Consider the following 25,976-nt stretch of genomic DNA (forward strand, 5'->3'; position numbering starts at 1 on the left):
AAACATTATGGCATTTCGTCCGTTGCACGACCGCGTACTGGTCCGCCGTATCGAAGCCGAAGAAAAGACCGCCGGCGGGATCATTATTCCCGACAGCGCCAAGGAAAAGCCGAGCGAGGGCGAAATCGTCGCCGTCGGTTCGGGCGCCAAGGCAGAAGACGGCAAGGTCACTCCGCTCGACGTGAAGGCCGGCGACAAGATCCTTTTCGGCAAGTGGTCCGGCACCGAGGTCAAGCTCGATGGCGAAGACCTGCTGATCATGAAGGAAAGCGACATTATGGGAATCATCGGCTGATCCGCCGACCCGAACGCTTTTCCAACACCAACGTAATTTCTCAGGAGAAAACACCATGGCAGCCAAGGACGTAAAGTTCGGCCGCGACGCTCGCGAAGGCATCCTCAAGGGTGTCGACACCCTCGCCAACGCAGTGAAGGTCACGCTCGGCCCGAAGGGTCGCAACGTCGTGATCGACAAGAGCTTCGGCGCACCGCGCATCACCAAGGACGGCGTTACCGTCGCCAAGGAAATCGAGCTCAAGGACAAGTACGAGAACATGGGCGCGCAGATGCTGCGCGAAGTGGCCTCGAAGACCAACGACCTCGCCGGTGACGGCACCACCACGGCAACCGTGCTGGGCCAGGCCATCGTGCGCGAAGGCATGAAGTCGGTCGCAGCGGGCATGAACCCGATGGACCTGAAGCGCGGCATCGACCAGGCGGTTCACAAGATCGTCGAAGACCTGAAGGGCCGTTCGAAGGACGTGTCGGGCTCTGAGGAAATCAGCCAGGTTGGCGTCATCTCCGCGAACGGCGACCGTGAAGTCGGCGAAAAGATCGCCGAAGCCATGGAAAAGGTCGGCAAGGAAGGCGTCATCACCGTGGAAGAGGCCAAGGGTCTCGAATTCGAACTCGATGTCGTCGAAGGCATGCAGTTCGACCGCGGCTATCTGTCGCCCTACTTCATCACGAACCCCGACAAGATGACCGTGGAACTGGATAACCCCTATATCCTGATCCACGAGAAGAAGCTGTCCAGCCTGCAGCCGATGCTGCCGCTTCTGGAAGCTGCCATGCAGTCGGGTCGTCCGCTGCTGATCATCGCGGAAGACATCGAAGGCGAAGCGCTGGCCACCCTCGTGGTGAACAAGCTGCGCGGCGGTCTGAAGGTCGCGGCGGTCAAGGCACCGGGCTTCGGCGATCGCCGCAAGGCCATGCTGCAGGACATCGCGATCCTGACCAAGGGCGAGATGATTTCCGAAGATCTCGGCATCAAGCTTGAAAACGTCACCCTCGGCATGCTCGGCGAAGCCAAGCGCGTCACCATCGACAAGGACAACACGACCATCGTCGACGGTGCCGGCAGCGAAGACGACATCAAGGCGCGCGTCGGTGAAATCCGCACGCAGATCGACAACACCTCGTCCGATTACGACCGCGAGAAGCTGCAGGAACGCCTGGCGAAACTCGCCGGGGGTGTTGCCGTGATCAAGGTCGGCGGTGCGTCGGAAGTCGAAGTGAAGGAACGCAAGGACCGCGTCGACGATGCGCTGCACGCAACCCGTGCTGCCGTCGAAGAAGGCATCGTCCCGGGCGGCGGCACCGCCCTGCTCTACGCGTCCAAGGCTCTCGACGGCCTGAAGGGCGAGAATGATGACCAGACGCGCGGTATCGACATCGTGCGCAAGGCGATCCTCGCACCGATCCGCCAGATCGCGACCAATGCCGGTCACGACGGTGCGGTGGTCTCGGGCAACCTCCTTCGCGAAGGTGACGAAGCGCAGGGCTTCAACGCTGCGACCGACACCTACGAAAACCTGGTCAATGCCGGCGTGATCGACCCGACCAAGGTCGTTCGCACCGCCCTGCAGGACGCAGCTTCGGTTGCCGGCCTGCTGATCACCACCGAAGCGGCCATTTCGGAAATTCCGGAAGAGAAGCCTGCCGGTGGTGGCATGCCCGACATGGGCGGAATGGGCGGCATGGGCGGCTTCTAAGCCAACCTCGCCGGTCTCACCCGGACCATATGAAAGAGGCCCCGTCGGAGCGATCCGGCGGGGCCTTTTCGTTTGCTTGGGAAAATGGTTCCCCGCGTTATAGGGTCGGCCGCCTCGTTCCCTCGCTTACTTCGCCTTTAAAGGCGGGAATAGGACGCATGCGGGCTTCCTCTTCGCTCGCTGCGATCCCGTTCGCCTCGATATCCTCCATTAGCCATTTCATCTCCGCGATCTCCCGGCGCTGTGCGCGGATGATGTCGTTGGCAAGAGCGCGGACGCGGGCATCCTCGATCCCCGCCCGTTCGCTGGTCATGATGGCGATGGAATGGTGCGGGATCATCGCGCTCATCCACTCGCTGTCGTCCACGCTCACCTGGCTGCGGACGAGGAATAGCGACAGGGCGAAGGTCGCCACAGACACGCCGATGATGATCCAGTTCTTTGCCGTGTCCCGGTACATGCCCCACATGAACAGCAGCATCACCACCGCCATTACCGCGCCCATGACAAACATCATCCAGAAGCGCGTTTCGCTCCAGAACACGTGGTCCAGCGCATAGGTATTGAGATACATCAGCCCCAGCATGATGAGGGTGGACGTGCCCACCATCGCCATGAAGCGCTTGTAGTTTCCTTCGTTCCTCACGCCTGATCTCCTATCGTTTCGTGTTGGCGAACAGGTCCACCAGCTCGCCGAACTTAGCGCGCTGTTCCTTTGCATCGCCCGAGGCGATGGCATCGGCCACGCAATGCGCTGCATGGGTCTTCAGAATTTCGTCCTCAGCCTTGGCGAGAGCGGCCTTCACCGCCTGGATCTGGTGCAGGATGTCGATGCAATAGCGATCCTCCTCCACCATGCGCGTGATGCCGCGCACCTGCCCCTCGATCCGGCCCAGCCGGTTCTTCAGCGCGTCTGTCTGCTGGACCATGGTCCTTCGTCCTCTTGATATACCCCCCCAGGGTATGTAGCTGAGAGGAATGACACAACCCCTTTCGCTTTCGCGGCGCAACTTTCTGGGTACCGGCCTGCTGGGCAGCGGTGCGCTGGCCGCCGCTGGCCTCTCCGTTCCCGCATGGGCGCGCGGCCAGTCCCTCTCCCACGCGCGCAATGGATTTGGCGAAGTGTCGGGAGACACGATCAATCTTTCCATCGGCAACCACCATTTCACCACCGGTGGGCGAAGTGGCCACGCTATCGCGGTGAACGACACCGTGCCCGGTCCGCTGGTGCGGCTGACGGAGGGGCAGGACCTGACACTGAACGTCACCAACCATCTGGAGGAGGACAGCTCCATTCACTGGCACGGCCTGCTGCTTCCCTTCCAGTTCGATGGCGTGCCCGGCGTCAGCTTCCCCGGCATCAAGCCAGGCGAGACTTTCAGCTACGAATTCCCGATCCGCCAGAACGGCACATATTGGTGGCACAGCCATTCCGGGCTGCAGGAGCAGGCGGGACATTACGGGCCGCTGGTGATCGACGCGACGGAGCCGGATTCGCGCTACGATCGCGATTACGTGGTGCTGCTGAGCGAATTTACGCCCGAACACCCGCACGAAATCGCGAGGCGGCTCAAGGTCGGCGAGCATTATTACAACTACACCATGCAGACCGCGACCGAGGGGGACATGCCCGTATCGGAGCGGGTGATGTGGGGCGGGATGCGGATGAACCCGCGCGACATTTCCGACGTGACGGGTGCGACCTACACCTTCCTCGTCAACGGGCACGGGCCCATGGACAATCTCGAATTCCTGTTCCGCCCGGGCGAGCGGGTGCGGCTGCGCGTCATCAACGGCAGCGCGATGACGTTTTTCAATGTCCGCATTCCCGGCGTGCCGATGACGGTGATCGCGGCGGATGGGCAGGAGGTCGATCCTGTCGAGGTCGACGAGTTCCAGATCGGCGTCGCCGAGACCTATGACGTGATCGTGCGCCCGCCCGATGGGAGCCATGCGCTAGTGGCCGAGGCGATGGATCGCAGCGGCATGGGGCTGGCTTCGCTAACCTCGCATGCCGGACACCGCGCAACCCCGCCGCCCTTGCGCGAGCCGGTGACGCTGACGATGGCGGACATGGGCATGGGCGCGATGGACGGCGCGCATGGCGGAGCGATGCAGCATGACCCGCATGGCGGGATGGACCATGGCGGGATAGACCAAGCTGCAAAGGGGCATGCGATGCCCGCCGAGCCGAAGCCGGCGACGGACCATGGTGCAATGGATCATGGTTCGATGGACCATTCGATGCGCGACACCTCCATCCTGCCGCCCGACGTGAAGGTCGGCCCCGGGATCGACATGGTCGCGCCGATGCCGACGGACCGGATGGATTTTCCCGGCCTCGGCCTCGACAATGTCGATCACCGCGTCCTGCGCTACACGCAGCTCAGAGCGCGCAACGCCAACCCCCACCGCATGCCGGAGCGCGAGCTCGAGATACACCTGACCGGCAACATGGAACGCTACATGTGGAGCTTCGACGGGAAGAAGTTCTCCGCCGTGACCGACGATCCGATCCGTTTCGGTTATGACGAGCGGGTGCGGGTCAAGCTGGTCAACGACACCATGATGGCGCACCCGATCCATTTGCACGGCCACTTCTTTGAGCTGGTCAACGGGGCAGGGATGATGAACCAGCCGCTGAAGCACACGGTCGTCGTCCAGCCGGGAAGCACGGCGACCTTCGACGTGACGGCCAACGAGCCGGGCGACTGGGCCTTCCACTGCCACCTGCTCTACCACATGCATGCCGGCATGATGCAGACCGTGACGGTCCGGCCGTTCCCCGCATGATCGTGCGTCTTGCTCTTCCGCTCGCTGCCGCGATCGCCGCAGCGCCGTTCACCCCGCCTCTGGCCGCGCAGGATCATTCGGGCCATGCCGGGCACGCGATGCAAGCTGCGCAGCCAAGCGATGAGATGGATCATTGCGCGATCGGGCACCTGCCGCCCGAGCAGTGCCCTTCGCAGGATATCAAACCCGCCCTTCCGGACACGATGGACCATTGTGCGATGGGCCATCTGCCGCCCAAGCAATGCGGGAAGGAAGAGGAAACTTCGGCGCCTGAGCCGGTCTCTTTGCCGGAAATGGATCACTGCGCCATGGGTCACCTTCCCCCGGAGCAGTGCCCGGCGAAGAATGCACCAGCGAGTCATGAGCATGGCGCGATGGATCATTCGGCCATGGGACACTCGCCCGATCCGGCGCTGCCCCGCTCCGGACCCCCGGCCCGCGCCTTCGAAGGGCCCCAGCACGCCGCCGACCGGTTCTTCGGCGCCGATGCCATGGCCGAGGCCCGCGCTACCAACCACGCGACCCATGGCGACATGAAGGTCGGCACCTTCATGGCCGAGCGCCTAGAAGCCCGCATCCGCGAAGGCGAAGACGGTTTCCTGTGGGACGTGCAGGGCTGGTATGGCGGCGATATCGACAAATTCGTCTTCAAGTCGGAAGGGGAAGGCGGCTTTTCAGACGGGGTCGAGGATGCCGAACTGCAGGCCCTGTGGGGCCACGCGATCGGGCCGTTCTTCGACCTGCAAGCCGGAGCGCGGCTCGATGTCGAGCCGGAAACGCGCAGTCATCTGGTGCTCGGCGTGCAGGGTCTTGCGCCTTACATGTGGCACGTGGACGGCGCGCTGTTCCTGTCCGACCGCGGCGACCTGACCGCGCGGCTGGAAGGGGAATACGACTACAAGCTGACCCAGCGCCTGATCCTGCAACCGCGCGCCGAGATCGAGCTCACCGCGCAGGACATACCCGAACGCGAAATCGGTGCAGGCATCACCAAGATCGAGACGGGCCTGCGCCTGCGCTACGAATTCGCCCGCGAATTCGCGCCCTATATCGGCGTCGGCTACGAAGCGAAGCTGGGCGAGACCGCCGACATCGCCCGTGCGGCAGGCGAGGATCCGGACGGCATCGCCCTGATCCTCGGCCTGCGCGCGTGGTTCTGACCTAGCCGCCCTTGCGGCTGGCGATCGCCGCGGCGGCGATGTCGTCGGGCCAGGTCACCTGCGTCTGGGTCTGCGGGTTGAAGACGCCGCCTTCATACTGGGCAGCCTCGGCAGCGGCGATTTCCTCTGCCGTCAGGAACTCGCTTGGCTCGAGCGCGAACACGTCGAGCCCGCGGGTGATTTCCGTCCCGTAGATGCGTCCGTTATACCAGTAGGCGCTCCAGTATCCGCCAGTCACCAGCTGGTCCTCGTCTACCGGGCCGCGGTCGAAATAGGCGATCTCGACCGGATTGGCGCTGTCGGTGAAATCGATCACGCTGATGCCGCCCTGATACCAGGCCTGCACGAAGATATCGCGCCCCGGCACCGGGATGATGGACCCGTTATGCGCGACGCAGTTCTCCTTGTCGCCCTGCGGGGCCGGCAGCTTGTACGTGCTGCGGAACTGCAGGCTGCTGCCCTCCAGGTCGTAGATCGCATTCGCGCCCCATGTCATCGGGTCGCCGGCTTGGCAGCGCGGCCGCCCGCCGCCGCCCCATTCGTCGGTGAACAGCACCTTCGTGCCGTCATTGTTGAAGGTGGCGGAATGCCAGTAGGCAAATCCCTTGTCCGTCACGTCGGTCACGCGCACCGGCTTCATCGGGTCGCTGATGTCCATGACAATGCCATTGCCCGAGCACGCGCCCGCCGCGATGTTCTTCGCCGGGAACACGGTGATGTCGTGGCAGTGGTTCGTGGAGTTCGTCTCCTGCGTCGGGCTGCCATCGGGGTTGCGCCCGTGATCGCCGCCCCGCCACAGCGCCGCGATGTCGCCCGTCGCCGCATCGGCAAAGACGCGGGGGCTGTCGACCAGCCGGGCGGACGCGGGATCGGCCACGGGAATCTCGATAACGTCGATGCTGAACAGCGCCGTCTCGTCGCCCGCGGTGTCGAAGCAGCCTGCCAGTTCCTCGTTGTCGCGGACATAGGACGTGCCGGAATTGTAGAGCACGATGCGGTCTTCGTCGGCGCTCACGATCGAATGGGTGTGGCTGCCGCGGCAGGTCTGCACCTGTCCGACCTGACGCGGGCGCGATGCATCGGCGATGTCGAAGATACGGATTCCGCGGAAGCGTTCGTCGCTCACTTTGCCGGTCACGCCTTCCAGCCCGCAATCCTTGCGTGCGCGGCTGTCCTGCACGCTCATCACCAGCAGGTCGCCGACGACCGAGACATCGCCCTGCCCGCCGGGGCATACGACGGAGCTTACCAGCGCCGGCACGCCGTCCGCGGCGAGCCGGTAGATGTTGAAGCCGTGATAGCTACCGGCCACCATCAGGTCGCCGGAAAAAGCCATGTCGGTATTGGCGAAACTGAGCAGCGAGCCGCGCTCCCCGAACTGGGGCTTTTCTTCCTCATCCCCGGCATCCGCGCTGTCTGTCCTCTCCACTACGCCCTTGCCTTCTTCCTCGTCCTTTTTGGGCTTCTCGGGCTGGAGCTGCGCGGGGTTCGCCGGGTCGAAGAAACCGGCGGGCTTGGGCATGGCGGTGACGAGGCGCAGGCCGCTGATGGCCTCGCCAGCATCGCGAAAACCGGCCGCCAGCGTGGCGCGCGGATCGCTCGACAACCCGGCCAGGATCGCGTTCATCCGGTCGATCTCGTCGGTCTGGTCCTTCACCACGTCGTTGGTGAACTCGAACATCACCGGGTCGTAGGCGCTGCCTGGCGCATCGGTCAGGTCTTCCACCATTTTCAGCGCGCCCTTGTGATGTTCGATCATCAGGGTCAGGAACTGGCGGTCGAATTCGGTCCCGTTTGCCGCGGTGAGCGCGGCCATCTGCGCAGGCGTCGCCATGCCCTGCATCCTGTGCATCCCGCCATGTCCGGCATGATGCGCGTGACCCTGCATGTCGGACATCGCCATCATGCCTGCCATCGCGATCGGCTCGTCCCGGTCGTTCAACCAGTCGGTCATGAACGAGATTTCGTCCGCCTGCGTGTCGAGGATGCGCGCGGCGATCTTGGTCACCGCATCGTTGTTCGTCCGGTCGGGGACCAGTTCCGCCATGTCGACCGCCTGCCGGTGATGCACGATCATGCCCTGCATGAAGGCGACATCGGCGGGCGAATAGCTGGTGTCCGACAGGGCGGTCGCCTCTTCCGCCGTCAGGACGCGCGGCTCGGCCCCGGGCGCACCCGGGAGCAGGATGGGCGCGTTCTGCGCTGCGGCGATGGTGGACGTCGAAAGCAGCAGGCCGGCGGCCAGCGTGCGGGTGAAGGATGTCATGGTAATAGCTCCCCGAAATATATGGGCAGCAAAGAGCGGCATTCGCGCCCTCAGGTCAAGCGGGACGCAGGGCGCTGTCTGCGAAGGGCGATCACAGGTCTGCGAACGTCTCCCGCCGCGGGCCGAGATAGCCGAACAGGTAGGCCGCGACTTTCCGCATCTGGATCTCCTCCGCGCCTTCGGTAATCCGGTAGCGGCGGTGGTGGCGATAGATGTGCTCGAACGGCTTTTCCCGACTGTAGCCGATGCCGCCATGCACCTGCATTGCCCGGTCCGCAGCCTCGCAGACCAGCCGGTTCGCCCAGTAATTGCACATCGAGACCTTGTCGGAGAGATCCCTCTCAATTGCCTTGTGGTCCATCCGGTCCATGTCCCACGCGGTCTTGTAGATGAGCAGGCGGAGCATTTCGCACTGGGTCGCCAGCTCGACCAGCGGGAACTGGATCGCCTGGTTCTTTGCCAGTTCCTCGCCGAAGGGCTTGCGCTGGCGGGCGTAGCGCACACTCTCCTCCACACAATATTGCGCCGCGCCGAGGCTGCTGGCCGCCTGCCGAATACGGTTCTGGTGGACGAAGCTCTGCGCCAGCGACAGCCCGCGCCCCTCCTCGCCAAGGATTGCGCTGCCGGGCACCCACACGCCCTTCAGACAAAACCGCGCGTGGTCGGTCGGCATGTTGAAGGTCCAGACATATTCGTCGATCTCCAGCCCCTCGCTGGGATTGGGGACGAGGAAGCAGGTGATGCCTTTTGCATCGCCATCCTCGCCGCCGGTGCGGGCGAACAGGGCGACGTGGGTCGCGACTTGCATGCCCGTGATCCACATCTTGGCCCCGTCGATCCGCCAGCCGTCGATCCCGTCACGCGTCTCTCGCACCGCGACTGTATCCATGTGCGTGGCGTCGGAGCCATGGTCGGGCTCGGTCAGGCCGAAAGCGACGCGGCGTTTTCGCTCGAAGCCGCCGGTGATGAATTCGTGCCTTTGCGCCTCGGTCCCCCACTGGTCGAACATGGCGACGAAGGGGAAATTGCCGACGATCGAATGCTCGTTCTGCAAGTCGTTGTGCAGCCCCAGCCCGCGCTGGGCGAAGCGGTCGCGAATGACCGCCATCCACAGGTTCGATCCGTCCTTCCCGCCATATTCCTTCGGCGCGGAAAAGCGCCAGTGCCCCGCCGCATCGGCGCGGCTCGTGGCTTCGCGCAGCAGCGCCTCCCATTCCTCGTTCGGCAGTCCGTCGCGGTGCCAGTCGGTCCGCGCATCCTCGCGCCGGTGGTCGAAGAAGCGGTTGTTGTCGCCTTCGTGCTGGAGCGGCTCGATCTCGGCCTCGATGAAGGCGACGAGCTCGGCATAATAGTCTTCCAGTTCCTGCGGGATGGCGAAGTCCATGCGGTCAGTCCTCTCCGGTCCATTTCTTGCGCGCGACAGCGAGCGCGGGGTATCTGGGCGCATCGACTTCGGCCTTTGCCAGCGCGACACTGCGCAAATGCCAGAGAAGCGAAGGCGTGGAGAGCGACCGCTCTCCTGCCAGCAGCCGTTGCGCCAGATCGCGATCGAGATCGTGCGGCGCGGCCATGCTTTCCTCCCGTTCGATCATTCCGAGTGCGTTTCGGGCCACCGCAAGCTGAAAACGGTCATGCCCTTCCATCCGGTCCTTGATCGAAACGAGCCATTCGCTGATCGCGGCGGCAAGCTCGCCGAACCCGGCCTCCCCTTCCGGCAGCGGTTTGTAGCCGGGATGCTCGACTCGGTGGGCGCGCTCGCTTTCATCCGCCTCACTTTCCAGCAGCATCAGCAGGTCCAGTTCCTGCTCACTCGTCCGCCGCGAGATCACGGCCCGCTCCAGCGTGCGGTCCGCGCCGCTGCGCCAGGTCTCGCCCATCCGCAGGCAGCCAAGCGCCCACCAGACCGTGCGATAGACCATCCAGAATCGAAATCGGCCGGGGTCGACTGCGCGCCCGCCATTCGCTTCATACGCGTCGCAATACTCCTCGATACTGCCCAGCCCCAGCGCCTCCCGTTCGTAGCGCGAGAACCGCCACACAGCCATGCAGCCGAAAGCGAGGTCCTCGTGCCAGTCGCTCCAGTGCGCCAGTTCCCAATCGAGCACACCGGTCAGCCAGCCATCCTCCACCAGCAGATTGCCGACGCGGTAATCGCCGTGATTGAGCACCGGCTCCACAGGCGGCGGAACATTGTCCATCAGCCAGCGAATGCCGAGCGCGATGACGGGCCTGTCGCCCCCGGCAGCCTCGAACTGCTCGCGGAAAGCGGCGATGCCCTCGCGCGGGTCGAGCGTCGGCACGGAACCCGGAATGGCGGTCGCTGGCAAAGCATGGATACGTGCCAGCTGGGCTGCGCATTCGGCCAGGAGCCGGCCCGCTTCGCCGGTAGCCAATATGACCTTCGGATCGGGCGTGCCGGGCAGGGCGCGCATGACGAAGCCCGAACCGATCCCGTCGGCAGGCTCCAGCTCCGCCACAACTTCGGGCGCGCTCACCCCTCCGGCATGGGCTGCGCGGATGACTGCGGCCTCCACATCGTGTCCGAAGGGGCGATCGGCCATGAAGGCCTCGCTGGGGGAACGGCGCAGGACGTAGCTTTCTTCGCCGGCGTCGAACCGCCAGCTTTCCATCGTGGCCCCGCCCGTCAGCCTTTTCAGCGGACCCGGCGGGCCCAGTCCGGCCCGTGCCGCCACGCGGGCCAGCCCTTCTGCCAGATCGCTATCCCTGTCTCCCATCGGTGGCAGTGGTCGCATTCCCCGCCACCTTTATCAACGCAACAATTCGCAGCCTCGCTCGTTGGGACAGGGAAAAGGAGAGACGACACTCATGAAAATACCCCACAATGCCCATGTCGCCATTGCCGATGGCGAACGCTTCATCTTCACCCGCAATACCGGGCAGATTTTCGAGCCGAAGCTGGAGAAGCTGGAAGAACCCAGCCTGTCGGCGAGCAATTACAGCGCCGGCGTGAAGCACCAGGACGATGCCGGCCAGGACAAGGGCACCAGTACCCAGCTCGACGAACTGGCCCACGGTGCCGCCGTTGCCGAATGGCTCAACGAGAAGGCGGTGGCAGGCGAGATCAGCGAACTGGTAGTGGTCGCCGACCCCAAGACGCTGGGCGAGATGCGGCGGCACTATCACTCGGAACTGGAGAAGCGGCTGGTCGGAGAAGTCGACAAGACCGTGACCGGCGAGACGCTCGACAAGATCGGCGAGATCCTGGCCAACAGCTAAAAGGCTTTTTCGATGTCCTGCATGTGCGGCGTGATCGATCCGTCGCACATGCAGAGTCGTTCATCGCATCAGGAGCCCGTCCGGACCCGAAACAGGCTTGCAGGAGCGCGCGCGAAAGTCTGTTAAGCATTTGCCAACCATGGCTTAGCTACGTTCCGGACCCTATGAAACGCGTTCTCTTTTCCCTCGCCGTATCCCTCGCCGCCTTTACCGGCCTTGCCGCCGCACCGGCCTCTGCCCAGACCACCAATCTCGAAGCTGCCTTCGATAATACGTTCGGCACCGAGGTGCGTGCGCCGCAGAGTTTCAGCGCCGTCTACGATACCGCGCTGGAACGCCGCATTGCGCAAATCGCGGACGGTTCGGATGGACGAATCGGGGTCGCCGCGCTCGACCTCAGCACGGGCGAGGAAGTCATGGTGCTGGCCGACCAGCGCTTCCCCATGGCCTCGACCAGCAAGATCGCGGTTGCCGCAACCTTCCTCGAAGGCGCGGAGCAGGGGCGGTGGAGCCTGTCGAGCGAATTCCCGCTTCTCATTCCGCTTCGCTCGGCGAAGTACAGCTCGCCCACCGCGCCCGTGCGCAAGGGCAATTACATGGCTGCACGCGACCTGATCGAGATCATGATCACGCGGTCGTCCAATACCGCCACCGACGCCCTGCTGGACGTAGTCGGCGGCCCGCGGGCCGTGAACGCCTGGGCCTATCGCAACGGTTTCCGCAATTTCAGCATCGATCGCGACATCGCGACGCTGGTGCGGGACGACGGCGAATACGACCCGGCGACCTATATCGACATGCGCGACAGCGCGACGCCGCGCGATATCGTGCGGATGCTGGCGGCGCTGAACAATGGCGGTGTCCTGTCGGATGCCAGCCGCAGCGTCATCCTCGGTTCCATGAGCCGCACGCGGACGGGCAAGCGGCGGATTCCGGCGCTGATGCCTGCCGGGGCCGAAGTGATGCACAAGACCGGTTCGCTCAACAACACGTCGAGCGATGTCGGCATCATCCGCGGTCCCAATGGCCGCTCCATAGCGGTCGCCATCTATGTGACCGGACAGGGGGCGAAGCTGAACCGCGAACGCAAGATCGCGGAGATCGCGCGCGCCCTTTATGACGGCATGGTCGCCCGGCCCGGCCGCAACTGGACCGGTGCAACCTATCCGGGCGGCTGACCGGACACGAACGCAGGCCGGCACCCCGACGCCGGCTCGGCAAATGGACATAAAGAAAGGGCGGCGCCTCGCGGCACCGCCCTTCTTGTTTTCCCGAAAGGGAAGCGCGCTTAATCAGCAGCAGCTTCTTCTTCGGTTTCGCCTTCCATGGCAGCTTCTGCTTCGACAGCAGCTTCTTCAGCGCCTGCTTCGGCGTCTGCAGCCATTTCTTCAGCACCGGCTTCGGCGTCAGCCATTGCGTCTTCGGTGCCTTCAGCCATTGCGTCCATGTTGGCTTCGGTGTCAGCCATGGCGCCTTCGGCGGTTGCTTCTGCAGCGTCCTGCGTGCCTTCCGAACAAGCGGCAAGGCTGAGAGCTGCGGTAGCAGCGGCGACGAGTGCAATCTTACGCATATTAATTTCCTTACTCTGTCGAGTGGTTAGACCACCCGGCCCGGTGTCGGGCCTGGTAGAGAAACCTCCCCCACATGGGCGGCTTCGAATCCCTAAATAGTGGCGGCTTTGTGGCAGCGCAAGCCTTTTTGCCATAATTCGCCACATTCTTGCCTTAATCTGCGCCGGGATGTCCCATTTCCGCCGCTTTTCCGCCATCATTGCGCGCGCCCGCATCCTATGTCCAGGAAGGCACATCGTCCGTTCGCGCCGCCCGCAACACGAAATGCGGCTGACCTTCTTCCCCTGCGCTGCTAGCAGGGCGGCATGTCCGATAAACAGCATCTCTACCTGGTGGACGGTTCCGCCTATATCTTCCGCGCCTATCACCGGCTGCCCCCGTTGACCAACCCGGAAGGCACGCCGGTAGGCGCGGTCTATGGCTATACCACCATGCTGTGGAAGCTGGCCGACGACCTCGACAAGGCGGACGGGCCCACGCATCTCGCGGTCATCCTGGACAAATCCAGCCACTCGTTCCGCAACGAGATCTACAGCGAATACAAGGCCAACCGGCCCGACCCGCCAGAGGATCTGGTCCCCCAGTTCCCGCTGATCCGCGATGCCACCCGCGCTTTCAGCCTCCCCTGCATCGAGGAACCCGATGTGGAGGCCGACGACATGATCGCCAGCTACGCCCGGGCTGCCGCTGCGAAGGGCTTCGACGTCACCATCGTCAGTTCGGACAAGGACCTGATGCAACTGGTCGGTCCCGGCGGCGACGGCATCGGCGCAATCGACATGCTCGACACGATGAAGAGCGCGCGCATCGGGACGGAGGAAGTCGAGGAGAAATTCGGTGTCGGCCCCGAACTGGTGGGCGACGTGCTGGCCCTGATGGGCGATTCGGTCGACAATATCCCGGGCATTTTCGGGGTCGGGCCGAAAACCGCGACCAAGCTGATCCAGGAACACGGATCGCTGACCGGCGCTCTGGATGCCGCCGCCGACATGAAGAAGAGCAAGCTGAAGGAACGCCTGCTCGAACACCGTGCCGATGCGGAGCTGAGCCGGGTGCTGGTGACGCTGAAGCAAGACTGCCCGCTCCCCGTTCCGCTGGAAGACATGAAGCTCGACGGGGTGCCCGAAGGTCCGCTGGCCGATTTCCTCGAGACCCATGGTTTCACCAGCCTTCTGCGGCGGCTGGACGCAGGCTCGGGCAGTCCCGATCGCAAGAACGATCTCAATCCCGTGAAGGCGGACAAGAAGGGCGCCGATGCTGCGCCCGCCGGCGATCGGCAGCCTTTGCCCGACTGGCCCGCGATCGACCGCGACGCCTACGAAACCGTACAGACGCGCGAGCGGCTGGATCACTGGATCGAGAAAGCATTCGCCGCCCGCGAAATCGCCGTCGATACCGAAACCAGCGCGCTCGACGCGATGCAGGCGGACCTTGTCGGGGTGAGTCTGTGCACCGGGGCGGGCGAGGCGTGCTACATCCCGCTTGCCCATCACAATGTCGATGGCGGCGGCAGCGACATGTTCGCCGAACGGCCCGAACAGGTGCCGCTGGACGAAGCGCTGGCCGCGCTCAAGCCGCTGCTGGAAAGCGACGCGGTCCTGAAGATCGGCCAGAACATCAAGTACGACCTGAACGTCCTGGCGCGCCACGACATCCACGTCGCCCCGATCGACGACACGATGATCGTCAGCTTCGCGCTGGATGCCGGCCGCGCGGAAAGCGGCATCGGCGGCGGCCACGGGATGGACGAACTGGCCCAGCGCCATCTCGGCCATACCTGCATGACCTTCAAGGAGGTGTGCGGTACCGGCAAGAAGCAGATACCCTTCGGCGACGTGCCGCTGGACAAGGCCACCCGATACGCGGCGGAGGATGCCGAGGTGACCTGGCGACTGCACCGGCACCTGAAGCCGCGCCTGCCGATAGAAGGCGGGACGAAGATATACGAGCGGGTCGATCGCCCGCTGATCCCCGTCGTCGCGCGGATGGAACGCGAAGGCATCAAGGTCGATCGCTCCCGCCTCGCCAGGCTGTCGGAGGAATTCGCCAGCCAGACCGCGAGCCTGGAAAAGGACATCCACGAGATCGCTGGCGAGGAATTTTCCGTCGGCAGTCCGAAGCAGCTGGGCGACATCCTGTTCGACAAGATGGGATACAAGGGCGGCAAGAAAGGCAAGAGCGGCCAGTATTCGACCGACCAGAGCGTTCTGGAAAAGCTCGACGCGCAAGGGGCGGACATTGCGAAGAAGGTGCTGGAATGGCGCCAACTGACCAAGCTTCGCTCCACCTATACCGAGGCGTTGCAGGCGGCCATCAATCCCGATACCGGACGCGTGCATACCAGCTACAGCCTCGTCGGCGCGCAGACCGGGCGACTGTCCAGCACCGATCCGAACCTGCAGAACATCCCCATCCGCACGCCCATTGGCCGCCAGATCCGCGAGGCATTCGTGCCCGAGGACGGCAATGTCCTGCTGGCCGCCGATTACAGCCAGATCGAATTGCGGCTGGCAGCGCACATGGCCGATGTCGACGCGCTGAAGGACGCTTTCGAGAAGGGCGAGGACATCCACAACCGCACCGCGCAGGAAATGTACGGCGACGTCACCCGCGATACCCGTGCGCAGGCGAAGACGATCAACTTCGCCATCCTCTACGGCATCTCGCGTTGGGGCCTCGCCGGGCGGCTGGGGGTCGAGGCGGACGAGGCACAGGCCATGATCGACCGCTATTTCGAACGCTTTCCCGGTATCAAGAACTACATCTCCGAAACGCTGCTATCGGTCCGCGAACGCGGTTATTCAGAGACGCTATTCGGTCGCAAGACATGGTTCCCCCGCATCGCGTCGAAGAACCAGACGGAGAGGCAGGGAAGCGAACGCGCCGCGGTCAATGCGCCGATTCAGGGGACGAGCGCCGATATCATCAAGCGGGCGATGGCGCGCATGCTGCCTGCCCTGGCGGATGCCGGCCTGAACGATGTCCGCATGCTGCTGCAGGTGCACGACGAACTGGTGTTCGAACTGCCCGAAGGCGATGTCGCGGCAGCTTCCCCGGTCATCGAGCGGGTCATGGCGGAAGCGGCGCTGCCCGCCGTCGAACTCAGCGTGCCACTGGGGATCGAGATCGGGACCGGGGCAAGCTGGGATGCCGCGCACTGACGACGCGCTGCATCGCGGGCGTTGAACCGCGCTGCCCCGTTCCATAAGTGACGGGAATGTTCGAAAAGCTCAATCCCGCCAACTGGCAGGTGCCGACCGAAGCCGCCCTGGAGGCAGGCGTGGTGCTGGTGCTGGCCCTGGCCATCGCCTATCTTCTCTACCGCGTCATTTTCGCGATTCTGGGCCGACTGGTGGCCGTCGACCGCAATGGCAGCAGCGCGGTGATCATCGACAAGCTTCGCAAGCCCGTAAAATGGGCGATGCTGGCCATGTCCGTCACCCTCGCAGCGGAAAGCAACGCCTGGCTCGGCAGCTTCTGGGAACCGGTCGCGCGCTTCGTGCGGCCTGCCATCCTGGGCTGGATCGCCTACACCGTGGTGAAAGCCATGGCCGCCGCGCTGGAAATGCGGCTGGAGGCGAGCGACGATCCCGTGGCCACGCGCAGCCGCCGGACGCGGATCGCCATTCTCTCGCGCACGGCGACCGTTGCCATCGTCGTCATCACGGTCGGCCTGATGCTGCTGGATGTGCCGGGCGTACGGGACATTGGCACGACGCTACTCGCTTCGGCAGGTCTGGCCGCCCTGGCCATCGGCGCTGCGGCGCAGCCGGCCCTGAAGTCGCTCATCGCGGGCCTTCAGATGGCGATCACCGAGCCGGTCCGCATCGGCGACCTGGTGGTGGTCGACGGACACACGGGCCGGGTCGAGGAAATCAAGATGAGCTTCGTCACCGTGCGCACGTGGGACGAGCGACTGGTGATCGTGCCGACCAGCGAGTTTCTCGACAAGAGCTTCGAGAACTGGTCGCGCCGCGACGAATCGCTCACCGGCCCGGTCTTCCTCCATCTCGACCCGATTGCCGATGTCGCCGCGATCCGGGCCGAATTCCTGCGTTTCGTCGAGGGGCACGAACTGTGGGACAAGAGGACCGCAGGCGCGCTGCTGACAGAAGCCTATCCGGAATCGAAGGAAATGCGCCTCGCGATGAGTGCGAATACGATCGGCGATCTGTTTGCCCTGCGCTGCGATGTTCGCGAGCACATGATCGAGTGGCTCAACCTGACCCAGCCCGAGGCGCTGATCCGCCACCGGCTGGAAGTTCCGGGCGGCCATGCGAAGGCGAACGAACCGGGCGAACCCTGAGGGCCCGCCCGCATTCGCACCGGAAAGCCGTAGCCTAGCCGGCCTGGTCGGTCGTATCCCCGTGCTTCTTCGCACGGGTGCTTTCGACCATGCCCTCATGCACGAAGCCGATCGGCATGGCTTCCGCCGCCCGCTTCTTCAGCTCGCCGCGCATTTTCTTGTATTCCGCCTCCATCTTGGAGGTCACGGTTGCACGGCTGTCCTCCAGCGCCTCGGTGAAGTCGGCGGCGGAGACTTCGGTCACCTCCGTACCTTCCCGGTGCAGCGCGTTGAGGCCGGCGCGGCGGACCACGTCTTCGAGGTCGGCGCCGGTGAAGCGGTCCGTCTTCGCGGCCACTTCGCCGAGGTCGACATCCGCTGCCAGGGGCATTTCCGAGGTATGAATGCCCAGGATCTGCTCGCGCCCCTTTCGGTTCGGCGTGCCGACATAGACCAGTTCGTCAAACCGGCCCGGCCGCAGCAGCGCGGGATCGACCAGCGTGGGCCGGTTGGTCGCACCGATTACGACGACGGACTGCAATTCCTCCAGACCGTCCATCTCCGCCAGCACCGTATTGACCACGCGGCCCGTCACCTGCGGCTCCATCCCGGACGAACCGCGGGCAGGCACGAGGCTGTCGATCTCGTCGATGAAGACGACGCACGGAGCGACGGCGCGGGCGCGCTGGAACATCTTGGCGATCTGCTGCTCGCTCTCGCCATACCATTTGGACAGCAGGTCGGAGCTCTTCATCGAGATGAAGTTCGCCTCCGCCTCCTTCGCGACCGCCTTCGCCAGCAGGGTCTTGCCGGTGCCGGGCGGGCCGTAGAGGAGGAAACCCTTGGCCGGACGGATACCGAGCCTGCGGAACGCCTCCTGGTTCTTCAGCGGAAGCTCGATGCCTTCTTTCAGCTTCTCGATCGACTCGTCCACGCCGCCGATATCGTCCCAGCCGACCTGCGGCACCTGGACCATCACCTCGCGCATGGCGCTGGGCTGAATACGCTTGAGGGCGGAGAGGAAATCCTCGCGGGTCACGCACAGGTCCTCGAGAACCTCCGGCGGGATGGTCCGCTCGTCGAGATCGATGCGCGGCATGATCCGGCGCACGGCGTCGATCGCCGCCTCACGGGCCAGCGCGGCAATATCCGCGCCGACGAAGCCGTAGGTCATCCGCGACAATTCCTTCAGATCGACCCTGTCGCCGAGCGGCATGCCGCGCGTGTGGATGCCGAGGATTTCGCGGCGGCCGCTTTCGTCGGGCACACCGATAACGATTTCCCGGTCGAAGCGGCCCGGTCGGCGCAAGGCCTCGTCGATGGCATCGGGGCGATTGGTAGCGGCGATCACCACTACGTTGACGCGCGCTTCCAAGCCGTCCATCAGGGTCAGGAGCTGTGCGACCAGGCGTTTTTCTGCCTCGCCGCTGACCTGGCTGCGCTTGGGCGCGATGGAGTCGATTTCGTCGATGAAGACGATCGCCGGCGCGTTCTGCGCCGCCTGTTCGAACACTTCGCGCAGGCGCTTCTCGCTCTCGCCATAGCCCGACCCCATGATTTCCGGGCCGTTGATGATAGAGAAATCGGCATCGCTTTCATTGGCAACGGCCTGCGCCAGCCGCGTCTTGCCGGTTCCGGGCGGGCCATGCAGCAACACGCCCTTGGGCGGATCGACACCGAGGCGGGTGAACAGCTCGGGATAGCGCAGCGGCAGTTCGACCATTTCGCGCAATTGCTGGATCGTATCATCAATGCCGCCGACATCGTCGTAATTCACGACAGCACGCGCATCGCGCGGCGCCTCGAACTCGGCACGCAGCTCGACCTCGGTATTCTCGTCGATATGGACGATACCCTTGGGCGTAGTGGAATGGACGGACAGGCGGATCTGGGTCAGCGCATAGGCCGGCGCGTTGAACATGCGGCGCACTTCGGGCGGCATGTTCTGGACCGGCTGCTGCCCGGTTGTCGCGACGAGATCGCCCGCCAGTACCGGCTTGCGGAAGAAATTGCGCTTCAGCGCCTGAGTCGGGCCCTGCAGGCGCATTTCGCGGCTGGCGGGCGCGAAAACGACGCGGGTCGCAGGCTTCGATTCGGCAGCACGAATGACAACATGCTCGCCCGAGCCGGCCTCGGCATTGCCGCGCTGGAGGCCATCGAGCCGGACCACTTCCAGCGACTGATCCTCGTCATAGGCGGGCATGGCGATTGCGACGGTAGGACGCTTGCCCTCGATCTCGACGACGTCGCCTTCGGTGATGCCCAGGGCCTGGAATGCGGAACGCGGCATGCGGGCGATGCCCTGCCCCGATTCCTCCTGCCTGGCCGCTGCCACCTGCAGTCTCACCTGCTTCTGTTCGACTGCCGTATCCGCGTCGGCCATGCTTTCTCCTGTGCTTCGCTCAACATGATGCGAGACGCCTAGCTAGGAGTGCCCCGCCCAGCTTTCAAATGACCGAACATCGCAATCGGTCCTGCGACGACGGGAGCGGGCAAGAAAAAAGCCCGGCTGGATAAACCGGCCGGGCTTGAAAAGTTTGGGAGAGGATGCCTGTAAGGCCTGCCCTATGTGCAGTGCAGCATGATTTTGTGCAAGTGCGAAAGGGGCATGATCTGTTGCAAAATACGCAACACTAGAGCTTCAGCTTAGCTGGACTCGAGAATTCCGCACATGGTGCCGAAGGGGTGACAGAATCATGCGCGGCTCCTATTGCCCGATGCCGAAACGCCACCTGCTTGCACGAGGCCCGATGAACAAGCTCTATCCCGATGCCGCCGCTGCCCTCGAGGGCGTCCTCCAGGACAACATGCTGATCGCCAGCGGGGGCTTCGGCCTGTGCGGCATCCCGGAACGCCTGCTGGACGCGATCCGCGACAGCGGGGTGACCGGCCTCACCTTCGCCAGCAACAATGCCGGGATCGACAATGAAGGGATCGGCAAGCTGCTGCGCACGAAGCAGGTTGCGAAAATGATCAGTTCCTATGTCGGCGAGAACAAGGAATTCGAACGCCAGTTCCTGTCAGGCGAACTGGAAGTCGAGTTCTGCCCGCAAGGCACGCTGGCAGAGCGGATGCGCGCAGGCGGGGCAGGCATCCCCGGCTTCTACACGAAGACCGGCGTCGGCACCCAAGTGGCCGAAGGCAAGGAGGTGAAGCAGTTCGACACCGGCAACGGGCCTGAGGATTATATCCTTGAGCACGGTCTGTTTGCCGACCTTTCCATCGTGAAGGCATGGAAGGCGGATGAAACGGGGAACGTCGTGTTTCGCAAGACGGCGCGCAACTTCAACCAGCCGGCCGCGACCTGCGGGAAGGTCTGTGTCGTCGAGGTCGAGGAGATCGTGCCGGCCGGCTCGCTCGACCCCGATCACATCCACCTGCCCGGCGTATTCGTCCAGCGCATGATCGTGGGCGCGCCCTACGACAAGAAGATCGAATTCCGCACGGTGCGCGAACGCGAGACTGCCTGAGTTCGCCATGTCCCAGGCCACCTTGCCCCGGATTGTCGCTGCGACCATCGCGGCTTCCTTCCTATCCGGCTGCGCAGCGGCGTTGATCCCGGTCGCTGCCGGATCGATCATGGCCACCCGCGGCCAGCAGGAGCAGGCGACGGCTGCCGCGACCGAACAAGGTATCGCACAATACGCTGGCGTGAATGCCACAACTCTCGCACCGGCGTCCTGTATCGGCATGGTTGCGATGGAGGAAAGCGGACATACCGAAACGCCGGAAGTCGTCGCCGATGGCGCGGCGATGGGATCATCGGTCGACAGCGCCGCCACCGCGCCCGCTAAGCCAGTGTATGATGCGTTTTTCGGCGCTGCCTTAGCCCAGGCAATCGGCGGGGCCGGAACGGGCGACGCGCGGCAGTCCGCAATGCTGCTCAATCCGCACAGGCTGGACGCCGAACTGACCGATTGCGGCGATCAGCCATCCGCCGTGTTGCTCGACATGGATCCCGTGGACGCGCTCGCCCCGCTTGCAAACACGCAGCGAAACAATCCCCATCTTGGACGGGCCCTTGCTGGCCTCAGGGACCGTGATGTGGAAGTGCTCTGGATTACCGGCCATACGGCGGATCGCGCGGGCGCGGTGCGCCGCAGCCTTTCAGCCGCGGGCCTGGATGTATCGGGACAAGACACGCTGGTAACGATGCGTTATCCAACGGATCGGAAGCAGACCAGGCGCAGGGACCTGGCTGAGGATTATTGTATCCTGGCAATGCTCGGCGACGAGAAAGCCGATTTCGATGAACTTTACGACCATCTGCTTCGCCCGGAATCCGCTGCTCCTCTGCAGCGCCTGATCGGAACGCGGTGGTTCATCGCCCCCAACCCAATCGACTGAAAGACGGATAGTCATGACTGACACACACGGATGGACCCGCGACCAGATGGCAGCCCGCGCGGCGCAGGAACTCGAGGACGGCTACTACGTCAATCTGGGCATCGGCATCCCGACGCTGGTCGCGAACCATATTCCCGACGGCATGCAGGTCACGCTGCAGTCGGAAAACGGGATGCTCGGCATCGGGCCCTTTCCCTATGAGGGGGAGGAAGACCCGGACCTGATCAATGCGGGCAAGCAGACGATCAGCGAACTGGACCACAGCGCGTATTTCGACAGCGCAACCAGCTTTTCGATGATCCGCGGGGGCCATATCGACCTGACCGTGCTGGGCGCCATGGAAGTGGCCGAGAACGGCGATATCGCCAACTGGATGATCCCGGGCAAGATGATCAAGGGCATGGGAGGCGCCATGGACCTCGTCGCGGGCGTGAAGAAGATCATCGTGGTCATGGATCACAATGCGAAGGACGGCAGCCCGAAATTCATTCCCGAATGCACGCTGCCGCTGACCGGCACGAACGTGGTCGACATGATCATCTCGAACCTCGGCGTCTTCCAGCGTCAGAGCCATGACGGTCCCTTCCGCCTGATAGAGCTGGCGCCGGGCGTCACGGCCGATGAAGTGGCAGAGAAGACGACGGCGCATTACGAAACGGCGTTGGCCGTGGCCGCCTGACATAGGCTTGCCGGCTTCCTGCAGCGCGTTTCACCTGCCGCGGTCCCTTGACCCGGTGACGATGGTGGCACAATCGGCCAGACCATGTGGCTCGATAAACCGCGCAATCCGAATGCCCCGCTCGCCGGGCTGAAAGTCCTCGAACTCGCACGCGTGCTCGCCGGGCCGTGGGTGGGGCAGACGCTGGCCGATCTGGGGGCCGACGTCATCAAGGTCGAAAGCCCGGAGGGCGACGGAACCCGCCAGTGGGGCCCGCCGTGGATCGAGCACGATGGCGAACGTTCCGCTGCCTATTATCACGCGGCGAACCGCGGCAAGCGGTCCATCGTGGCAGACTTTCGCGACACAGCCGACCTCGACCGCGTTCGTACCCTGGCCGCCGGGGCCGACGTGCTGGTCGAGAACTTCAAGACCGGCAGCCTGACGAAATTCGGGCTCGACTACGCATCTCTATCGGCGGCCAATCCTGGGCTCGTCTACTGCTCGGTGACCGGATTCGGCCAGACCGGGCCGCGCGCCCACGAGGCAGGCTACGACTTCGTGATACAGGGCATGAGCGGCTTCATGGCGCTGACCGGCGAACCGGACGGGCAGCCGATGAAAATGGGCATCTCCATCTCCGACCTCACCTGCGGTCTGTATTCGGTCATCGGCATCCAGGCGGCGCTCGCGATGCGGGAGCGCACCGGACGCGGGCAGCATGTGGACATGGCACTGCTCGATTGCTCGGTTTCACTGCTGGCAAGCCAGGCCATGCACCTGTTTGCGACAGGCCAGAATCCGCCGCGCATGGGCAATGAGCACGCGCAGGTCAGCGCCTATGGCGTCTTCCCGGCCAGCGACGGACAGATCGTCCTCGCCCCGGCCAATGACGGCCTGTTCCGCAAGACCCTGAAAGTCCTGGGGCGCGAGGACCTGCTGGAGGACGACCGGTTCACGACGAACGAGGGCAGGCTCGCCAACAGGGACCAGCTGGACCGCATCATCGCGGAGGCAACGCGGCCCCGGACCCGGTCCGACCTCCTCGCCGCCTGCGCGGAGGCAGGCGTGCCTGCCGGTCCTATCAATGACATCGACCAGGTTTTCAGCGATCCGCAAATCATGGACCGGGGCATGAAGATCGAACTGGATGGCGTTGCGGGCGTGCGTAGTCCCTTCGCGTTTTCGGGCGCCGAACTGGCGCTGGACACTCCCTCACCCGCTCACGGGAAGCACGATTAGGACAAGGGCCGGCGCTGCTATTCCCTGACCGCTCCTGCGATTTCTGTAATTACAGAAACAACGAACGGAGCGAGTCGTCATGCCGATGCAGGATATTCCCGAAGTCCGCGCCTTCGTTCTCCATTGGGGGGAGATGGGCAGCGAATGGGGGGTCAACCGCTCCGTCGCCCAGATCCACGCCCTGCTCTATCTTTCGGACCGCCCGCGTCACGCGGAGGAAATCTGCGAGACACTGGGTCTGGCGCGTTCCAATGTCTCGAGCGGGCTGAAGGAACTGCAATCCTACCAGATCGTGCGACGGGTCCATGTCGAGGGCGATCGACGCGATCACTTCGTCGCGGACACCGACCTTTGGAATATGTTAATGAAGATCGCTGCGGAGCGAAAGCGCCGCGAAATCGACCCGACGATCCAGCTGCTCGGCGAGCTTTCGAAGAGCCTCGCACAGCGGGACGATGTCGCTCCGCATGTGCGCGAACGGATCGAGCGCATGCACGATTTCATCGGCAATCTTTCGAACTGGTACGCCGATGTGCGCCGCCTGCCCAAGTCCACGCTGATTACCCTGATGAAGCTGGGGGGCAAGGTCGCAAGGCTCCTACCCGGCGGTGGGAAGAGCGGCACGTAGTCCCGAACCCCTGACAGCAAGGAGCACCCACGACAGAACCGCGAGCATCTATTTCAAATTACAGAAATAACAGGAGCAACTTATGTATCTCGTCCCGGCCTATATCGCCTACCTGCTTATCAGCGTCGGCCTGACCATCTGGGTGGCGCGGACCCTGTCGAAGAACGGCATCGTCTTCCTGAAGGAGTGCTTCGGGCATGACGCCATGCTGGCCCGTTCGACCAACCACCTTCTGGTCGTGGGCTTCTACCTGGTGAATCTCGGCTGGATCCTCCTGACCCTGCGGTTCGGAGACGCGCCCGAAAGCGTCGCGGGGACCATCCGGTTCCTGTCCAGCAAGATCGGGCTGGTCGTCGTCGTCCTCGGCATCATGCACTTCTTCAACATGAACGCCGTCGCCAAGTTCGGCCGCAAGGTGGGCGAATGGCTGCGCGAGGACAGCTACGGCAATCCTGTAGGCCCGCAGGCACCCGGCGTCGCATTAGGCTGACGTCCTGCGACCCGAAATGAAAAGGGCGGCCCGATCAGGCCGCCCTTTCTTTCATGAACCGACTGCGGCCTTGAGGTCGCCGACCAGATCGGTCCGTTCCCACGGGAAATGATCGCCCTCCGAGGTCCGGCCGAAATGGCCATAGGCCGCGCTCTTGCGATAGATCGGCTTGTTGAGCCCCAGATGTTCGCGGATGCCGCGCGGGGTCAGGCCGCCAAGCGCCTCGATCGTCCCGATGGCGTTTTCCAGCGCCTCGTCCGAAACCGTGCCGCTTCCGTGCGTATCGACATAGAGCGAGAGCGGCTTCGACACGCCGATCGCATAGGCCAGCTGGATGGTGCAGCGCGTCGCGAGGCCCGCCGCCACGATGTTCTTGGCAAGATAGCGCGTGATATAGGCGGCGGAGCGGTCGACCTTGGTCGGATCCTTGCCCGAAAACGCGCCGCCGCCATGCGGGGCCGCGCCGCCATAGGTATCGACGATGATCTTGCGACCAGTCAGCCCGGCATCCCCGTCGGGCCCGCCGATCTCGAAGGCACCGGTGGGGTTGATGTGCCATTCGGTCGTGTCGCTGAGCCACCCTTCCGGCAGGATCGCGGCGACCACGCCCTTCACGTATTTCTTCAGCTCGGCTTCTTTCTCGCCCTCGTGATAGCCCTTCGCATGCTGGGTCGAGACGACAACCGCGGTGCATTCGACCGGCTTGCCGTTCTCGTAGCGCAGCGAAAGCTGGCTTTTCGCGTCCGGCTCGAGGAACGGCGCCGTGCCGCTTTTCCGATCGGCGGCGAGCTGTTCGAGGATCTTGTGGCTGTAATCGAGGGTCGCCGGCATCAGGTCCGGCGTCTCGTCGCAGGCAAAGCCGAACATGATGCCCTGGTCCCCGGCACCCTCGTCCTTGTTACCGCTGGAATCGACGCCTTGCGCAATTTCGACCGACTGGCCGTGCAGGTGGTTCTCGAAGGTCAGCGTCTCCCAGTGGAAACCTTCCTGCTCGTACCCGATCTCGCGCACGGTGCGGCGAACGACCTTCTCGATCTCTTCCTTCGCGCCCGGCGCCCAGCCGCCGTTCTCGCGCCATTCTTCCTTCTTGGCATTATACATCGGGGCACAGCGGATTTCTCCGGAAAGAATGACGCGCTGCGTCGTCGTCATCGTTTCGCAGGCTACGCGCGATTCCGGATCCTTCGCCAGCATGAGGTCCACGATGGCATCGGAAATCTGGTCCGAAACCTTGTCGGGATGCCCCTCGGATACGCTTTCGGAGGTGAAGAGATAATTGCTGCGCATGAAGTCGGGAGCCTCAAT

At 64.0% G+C, this 25,976-nt stretch carries 22 protein-coding genes; 14 read left to right on the forward strand and 8 right to left on the reverse strand.

Annotated features, from left to right (window positions below; genetic code table 11):
• Positions 1-7: 7 nt before the first annotated feature.
• Both groES and groL read left to right on the forward strand, forming a co-directional pair.
• Positions 8-295: a co-chaperone GroES gene (groES, locus tag PF049_00965; protein ID WBY16771.1), complete on the forward strand. Its 288-nt coding sequence runs from the start codon at positions 8-10 to the stop codon at positions 293-295.
• A gap of 55 nt (positions 296-350) precedes the next feature.
• Positions 351-1,994: a chaperonin GroEL gene (groL, locus tag PF049_00970; protein WBY16772.1), complete on the forward strand. Its 1,644-nt coding sequence runs from the start codon at positions 351-353 to the stop codon at positions 1,992-1,994.
• A 97-nt stretch (positions 1,995-2,091) separates the two neighbouring features.
• Here the strand turns inward: groL and PF049_00975 are convergent, their stop codons facing one another.
• Positions 2,092-2,604, reverse strand: a complete 513-nt coding sequence (locus PF049_00975) for a DUF305 domain-containing protein (protein WBY17944.1) — start codon at positions 2,602-2,604, stop codon at positions 2,092-2,094.
• A 46-nt stretch (positions 2,605-2,650) separates the two neighbouring features.
• Positions 2,651-2,923 (reverse strand): metal-sensitive transcriptional regulator, encoded by a 273-nt coding sequence (locus tag PF049_00980; GenBank protein WBY16773.1) that lies wholly within the window; start codon positions 2,921-2,923, stop codon positions 2,651-2,653.
• A 49-nt stretch (positions 2,924-2,972) separates the two neighbouring features.
• On the opposite strand from PF049_00980, the gene PF049_00985 reads away from it, so the two are divergent.
• Positions 2,973-4,787, forward strand: a complete 1,815-nt coding sequence (locus PF049_00985; GenBank protein ID WBY16774.1) for a copper resistance system multicopper oxidase — start codon at positions 2,973-2,975, stop codon at positions 4,785-4,787.
• On the forward strand, positions 4,784-5,947 hold the full coding sequence (locus PF049_00990; GenBank protein ID WBY16775.1) for a copper resistance protein B: 1,164 nt from the start codon (positions 4,784-4,786) through the stop codon (positions 5,945-5,947). The genes PF049_00985 and PF049_00990 overlap by 4 nt, the downstream gene beginning before the upstream one ends.
• Position 5,948: 1 nt before the next feature.
• On the opposite strand, the gene PF049_00995 is transcribed toward PF049_00990, so the two are convergent.
• The 3 genes from PF049_00995 to PF049_01005 all read right to left on the reverse strand — a co-directional run bounded on the left by PF049_00995 (position 5,949) and on the right by PF049_01005 (position 10,966).
• The gene (locus PF049_00995) at positions 5,949-8,213 is read right to left on the reverse strand and encodes a DUF305 domain-containing protein (protein WBY16776.1); all 2,265 of its coding nucleotides are present in this window, start codon (positions 8,211-8,213) and stop codon (positions 5,949-5,951) included.
• 91 nt (positions 8,214-8,304) lie between these two features.
• The gene (locus PF049_01000) at positions 8,305-9,597 is read right to left on the reverse strand and encodes an acyl-CoA dehydrogenase (protein ID WBY16777.1); all 1,293 of its coding nucleotides are present in this window, start codon (positions 9,595-9,597) and stop codon (positions 8,305-8,307) included.
• Between the two features lie 4 nt (positions 9,598-9,601).
• Entirely contained in the window at positions 9,602-10,966 is a 1,365-nt protein-coding gene (locus tag PF049_01005; GenBank protein ID WBY16778.1) for a phosphotransferase, read from the reverse strand.
• A 73-nt stretch (positions 10,967-11,039) separates the two neighbouring features.
• On the opposite strand from PF049_01005, the gene PF049_01010 reads away from it, so the two are divergent.
• Both PF049_01010 and PF049_01015 read left to right on the forward strand, forming a co-directional pair.
• Complete coding sequence (locus PF049_01010) at positions 11,040-11,450, forward strand: host attachment protein (protein WBY16779.1); 411 nt, start codon at positions 11,040-11,042, stop codon at positions 11,448-11,450.
• A gap of 164 nt (positions 11,451-11,614) precedes the next feature.
• Positions 11,615-12,628: a class A beta-lactamase-related serine hydrolase gene (locus PF049_01015; GenBank protein WBY16780.1), complete on the forward strand. Its 1,014-nt coding sequence runs from the start codon at positions 11,615-11,617 to the stop codon at positions 12,626-12,628.
• 110 nt (positions 12,629-12,738) lie between these two features.
• Here the strand turns inward: PF049_01015 and PF049_01020 are convergent, their stop codons facing one another.
• Complete coding sequence (locus PF049_01020) at positions 12,739-13,221, reverse strand: hypothetical protein (GenBank protein WBY16781.1); 483 nt, start codon at positions 13,219-13,221, stop codon at positions 12,739-12,741.
• Between the two features lie 105 nt (positions 13,222-13,326).
• Between PF049_01020 and polA the strand changes: the two genes are divergently transcribed.
• Positions 13,327-16,182, forward strand: a complete 2,856-nt coding sequence (polA, locus tag PF049_01025) for a DNA polymerase I (GenBank protein ID WBY16782.1) — start codon at positions 13,327-13,329, stop codon at positions 16,180-16,182.
• A 56-nt stretch (positions 16,183-16,238) separates the two neighbouring features.
• A complete protein-coding gene (locus tag PF049_01030) occupies positions 16,239-17,327 on the forward strand; it encodes a mechanosensitive ion channel (protein ID WBY16783.1) in 1,089 nt (362 codons plus the stop codon).
• A gap of 34 nt (positions 17,328-17,361) precedes the next feature.
• Here PF049_01030 and PF049_01035 read toward each other — a convergent pair whose 3' ends face one another.
• Positions 17,362-19,689, reverse strand: coding sequence for a CDC48 family AAA ATPase (locus PF049_01035; protein ID WBY16784.1), 2,328 nt, complete (start codon positions 19,687-19,689; stop codon positions 17,362-17,364).
• 367 nt (positions 19,690-20,056) lie between these two features.
• On the opposite strand from PF049_01035, the gene PF049_01040 reads away from it, so the two are divergent.
• From PF049_01040 to PF049_01065, 6 genes are all read left to right on the forward strand, one after another.
• Positions 20,057-20,776, forward strand: coding sequence for a CoA transferase subunit A (locus PF049_01040; protein WBY17945.1), 720 nt, complete (start codon positions 20,057-20,059; stop codon positions 20,774-20,776).
• 7 nt (positions 20,777-20,783) lie between these two features.
• Positions 20,784-21,653 (forward strand): hypothetical protein, encoded by an 870-nt coding sequence (locus PF049_01045; protein WBY16785.1) that lies wholly within the window; start codon positions 20,784-20,786, stop codon positions 21,651-21,653.
• Between the two features lie 13 nt (positions 21,654-21,666).
• Complete coding sequence (locus PF049_01050; GenBank protein WBY16786.1) at positions 21,667-22,332, forward strand: CoA transferase subunit B; 666 nt, start codon at positions 21,667-21,669, stop codon at positions 22,330-22,332.
• Between the two features lie 84 nt (positions 22,333-22,416).
• On the forward strand, positions 22,417-23,553 hold the full coding sequence (locus tag PF049_01055; protein WBY16787.1) for a CaiB/BaiF CoA-transferase family protein: 1,137 nt from the start codon (positions 22,417-22,419) through the stop codon (positions 23,551-23,553).
• A gap of 79 nt (positions 23,554-23,632) precedes the next feature.
• Positions 23,633-24,181, forward strand: a complete 549-nt coding sequence (locus PF049_01060; protein ID WBY16788.1) for a MarR family transcriptional regulator — start codon at positions 23,633-23,635, stop codon at positions 24,179-24,181.
• A gap of 82 nt (positions 24,182-24,263) precedes the next feature.
• A complete protein-coding gene (locus tag PF049_01065) occupies positions 24,264-24,671 on the forward strand; it encodes a hypothetical protein (protein WBY16789.1) in 408 nt (135 codons plus the stop codon).
• Positions 24,672-24,722: 51 nt separating this feature from the next.
• Here the strand turns inward: PF049_01065 and metK are convergent, their stop codons facing one another.
• The gene (gene metK, locus PF049_01070) at positions 24,723-25,958 is read right to left on the reverse strand and encodes a methionine adenosyltransferase (GenBank protein ID WBY16790.1); all 1,236 of its coding nucleotides are present in this window, start codon (positions 25,956-25,958) and stop codon (positions 24,723-24,725) included.
• Positions 25,959-25,976 lie beyond the last annotated feature (18 nt).

Source organism: Erythrobacteraceae bacterium WH01K (assembly GCA_027941995.1).
Taxonomy (GTDB): Bacteria; Pseudomonadota; Alphaproteobacteria; order Sphingomonadales; family Sphingomonadaceae; genus CAJXSN01.

Coding starts and splice junctions, on each gene's coding strand:
- groES (WBY16771.1), top strand. CDS start 8: ATGGCATTTCGTCCGTTGCACGACCGCGTACTGGTCCGCCGTATCGAA.
- groL (WBY16772.1), top strand. CDS start 351: ATGGCAGCCAAGGACGTAAAGTTCGGCCGCGACGCTCGCGAAGGCATC.
- PF049_00975 (WBY17944.1), bottom strand. CDS start 2,604: ATGGTGGGCACGTCCACCCTCATCATGCTGGGGCTGATGTATCTCAAT.
- PF049_00980 (WBY16773.1), bottom strand. CDS start 2,923: ATGGTCCAGCAGACAGACGCGCTGAAGAACCGGCTGGGCCGGATCGAG.
- PF049_00985 (WBY16774.1), top strand. CDS start 2,973: ATGACACAACCCCTTTCGCTTTCGCGGCGCAACTTTCTGGGTACCGGC.
- PF049_00990 (WBY16775.1), top strand. CDS start 4,784: ATGATCGTGCGTCTTGCTCTTCCGCTCGCTGCCGCGATCGCCGCAGCG.
- PF049_00995 (WBY16776.1), bottom strand. CDS start 8,213: ATGACATCCTTCACCCGCACGCTGGCCGCCGGCCTGCTGCTTTCGACG.
- PF049_01000 (WBY16777.1), bottom strand. CDS start 9,597: ATGGACTTCGCCATCCCGCAGGAACTGGAAGACTATTATGCCGAGCTC.
- PF049_01005 (WBY16778.1), bottom strand. CDS start 10,966: ATGCGACCACTGCCACCGATGGGAGACAGGGATAGCGATCTGGCAGAA.
- PF049_01010 (WBY16779.1), top strand. CDS start 11,040: ATGAAAATACCCCACAATGCCCATGTCGCCATTGCCGATGGCGAACGC.
- PF049_01015 (WBY16780.1), top strand. CDS start 11,615: ATGAAACGCGTTCTCTTTTCCCTCGCCGTATCCCTCGCCGCCTTTACC.
- PF049_01020 (WBY16781.1), bottom strand. CDS start 13,221: ATGATGGCGGAAAAGCGGCGGAAATGGGACATCCCGGCGCAGATTAAG.
- polA (WBY16782.1), top strand. CDS start 13,327: ATGTCCGATAAACAGCATCTCTACCTGGTGGACGGTTCCGCCTATATC.
- PF049_01030 (WBY16783.1), top strand. CDS start 16,239: ATGTTCGAAAAGCTCAATCCCGCCAACTGGCAGGTGCCGACCGAAGCC.
- PF049_01035 (WBY16784.1), bottom strand. CDS start 19,689: ATGGCCGACGCGGATACGGCAGTCGAACAGAAGCAGGTGAGACTGCAG.
- PF049_01040 (WBY17945.1), top strand. CDS start 20,057: ATGAACAAGCTCTATCCCGATGCCGCCGCTGCCCTCGAGGGCGTCCTC.
- PF049_01045 (WBY16785.1), top strand. CDS start 20,784: ATGTCCCAGGCCACCTTGCCCCGGATTGTCGCTGCGACCATCGCGGCT.
- PF049_01050 (WBY16786.1), top strand. CDS start 21,667: ATGACTGACACACACGGATGGACCCGCGACCAGATGGCAGCCCGCGCG.
- PF049_01055 (WBY16787.1), top strand. CDS start 22,417: ATGTGGCTCGATAAACCGCGCAATCCGAATGCCCCGCTCGCCGGGCTG.
- PF049_01060 (WBY16788.1), top strand. CDS start 23,633: ATGCCGATGCAGGATATTCCCGAAGTCCGCGCCTTCGTTCTCCATTGG.
- PF049_01065 (WBY16789.1), top strand. CDS start 24,264: ATGTATCTCGTCCCGGCCTATATCGCCTACCTGCTTATCAGCGTCGGC.
- metK (WBY16790.1), bottom strand. CDS start 25,958: ATGCGCAGCAATTATCTCTTCACCTCCGAAAGCGTATCCGAGGGGCAT.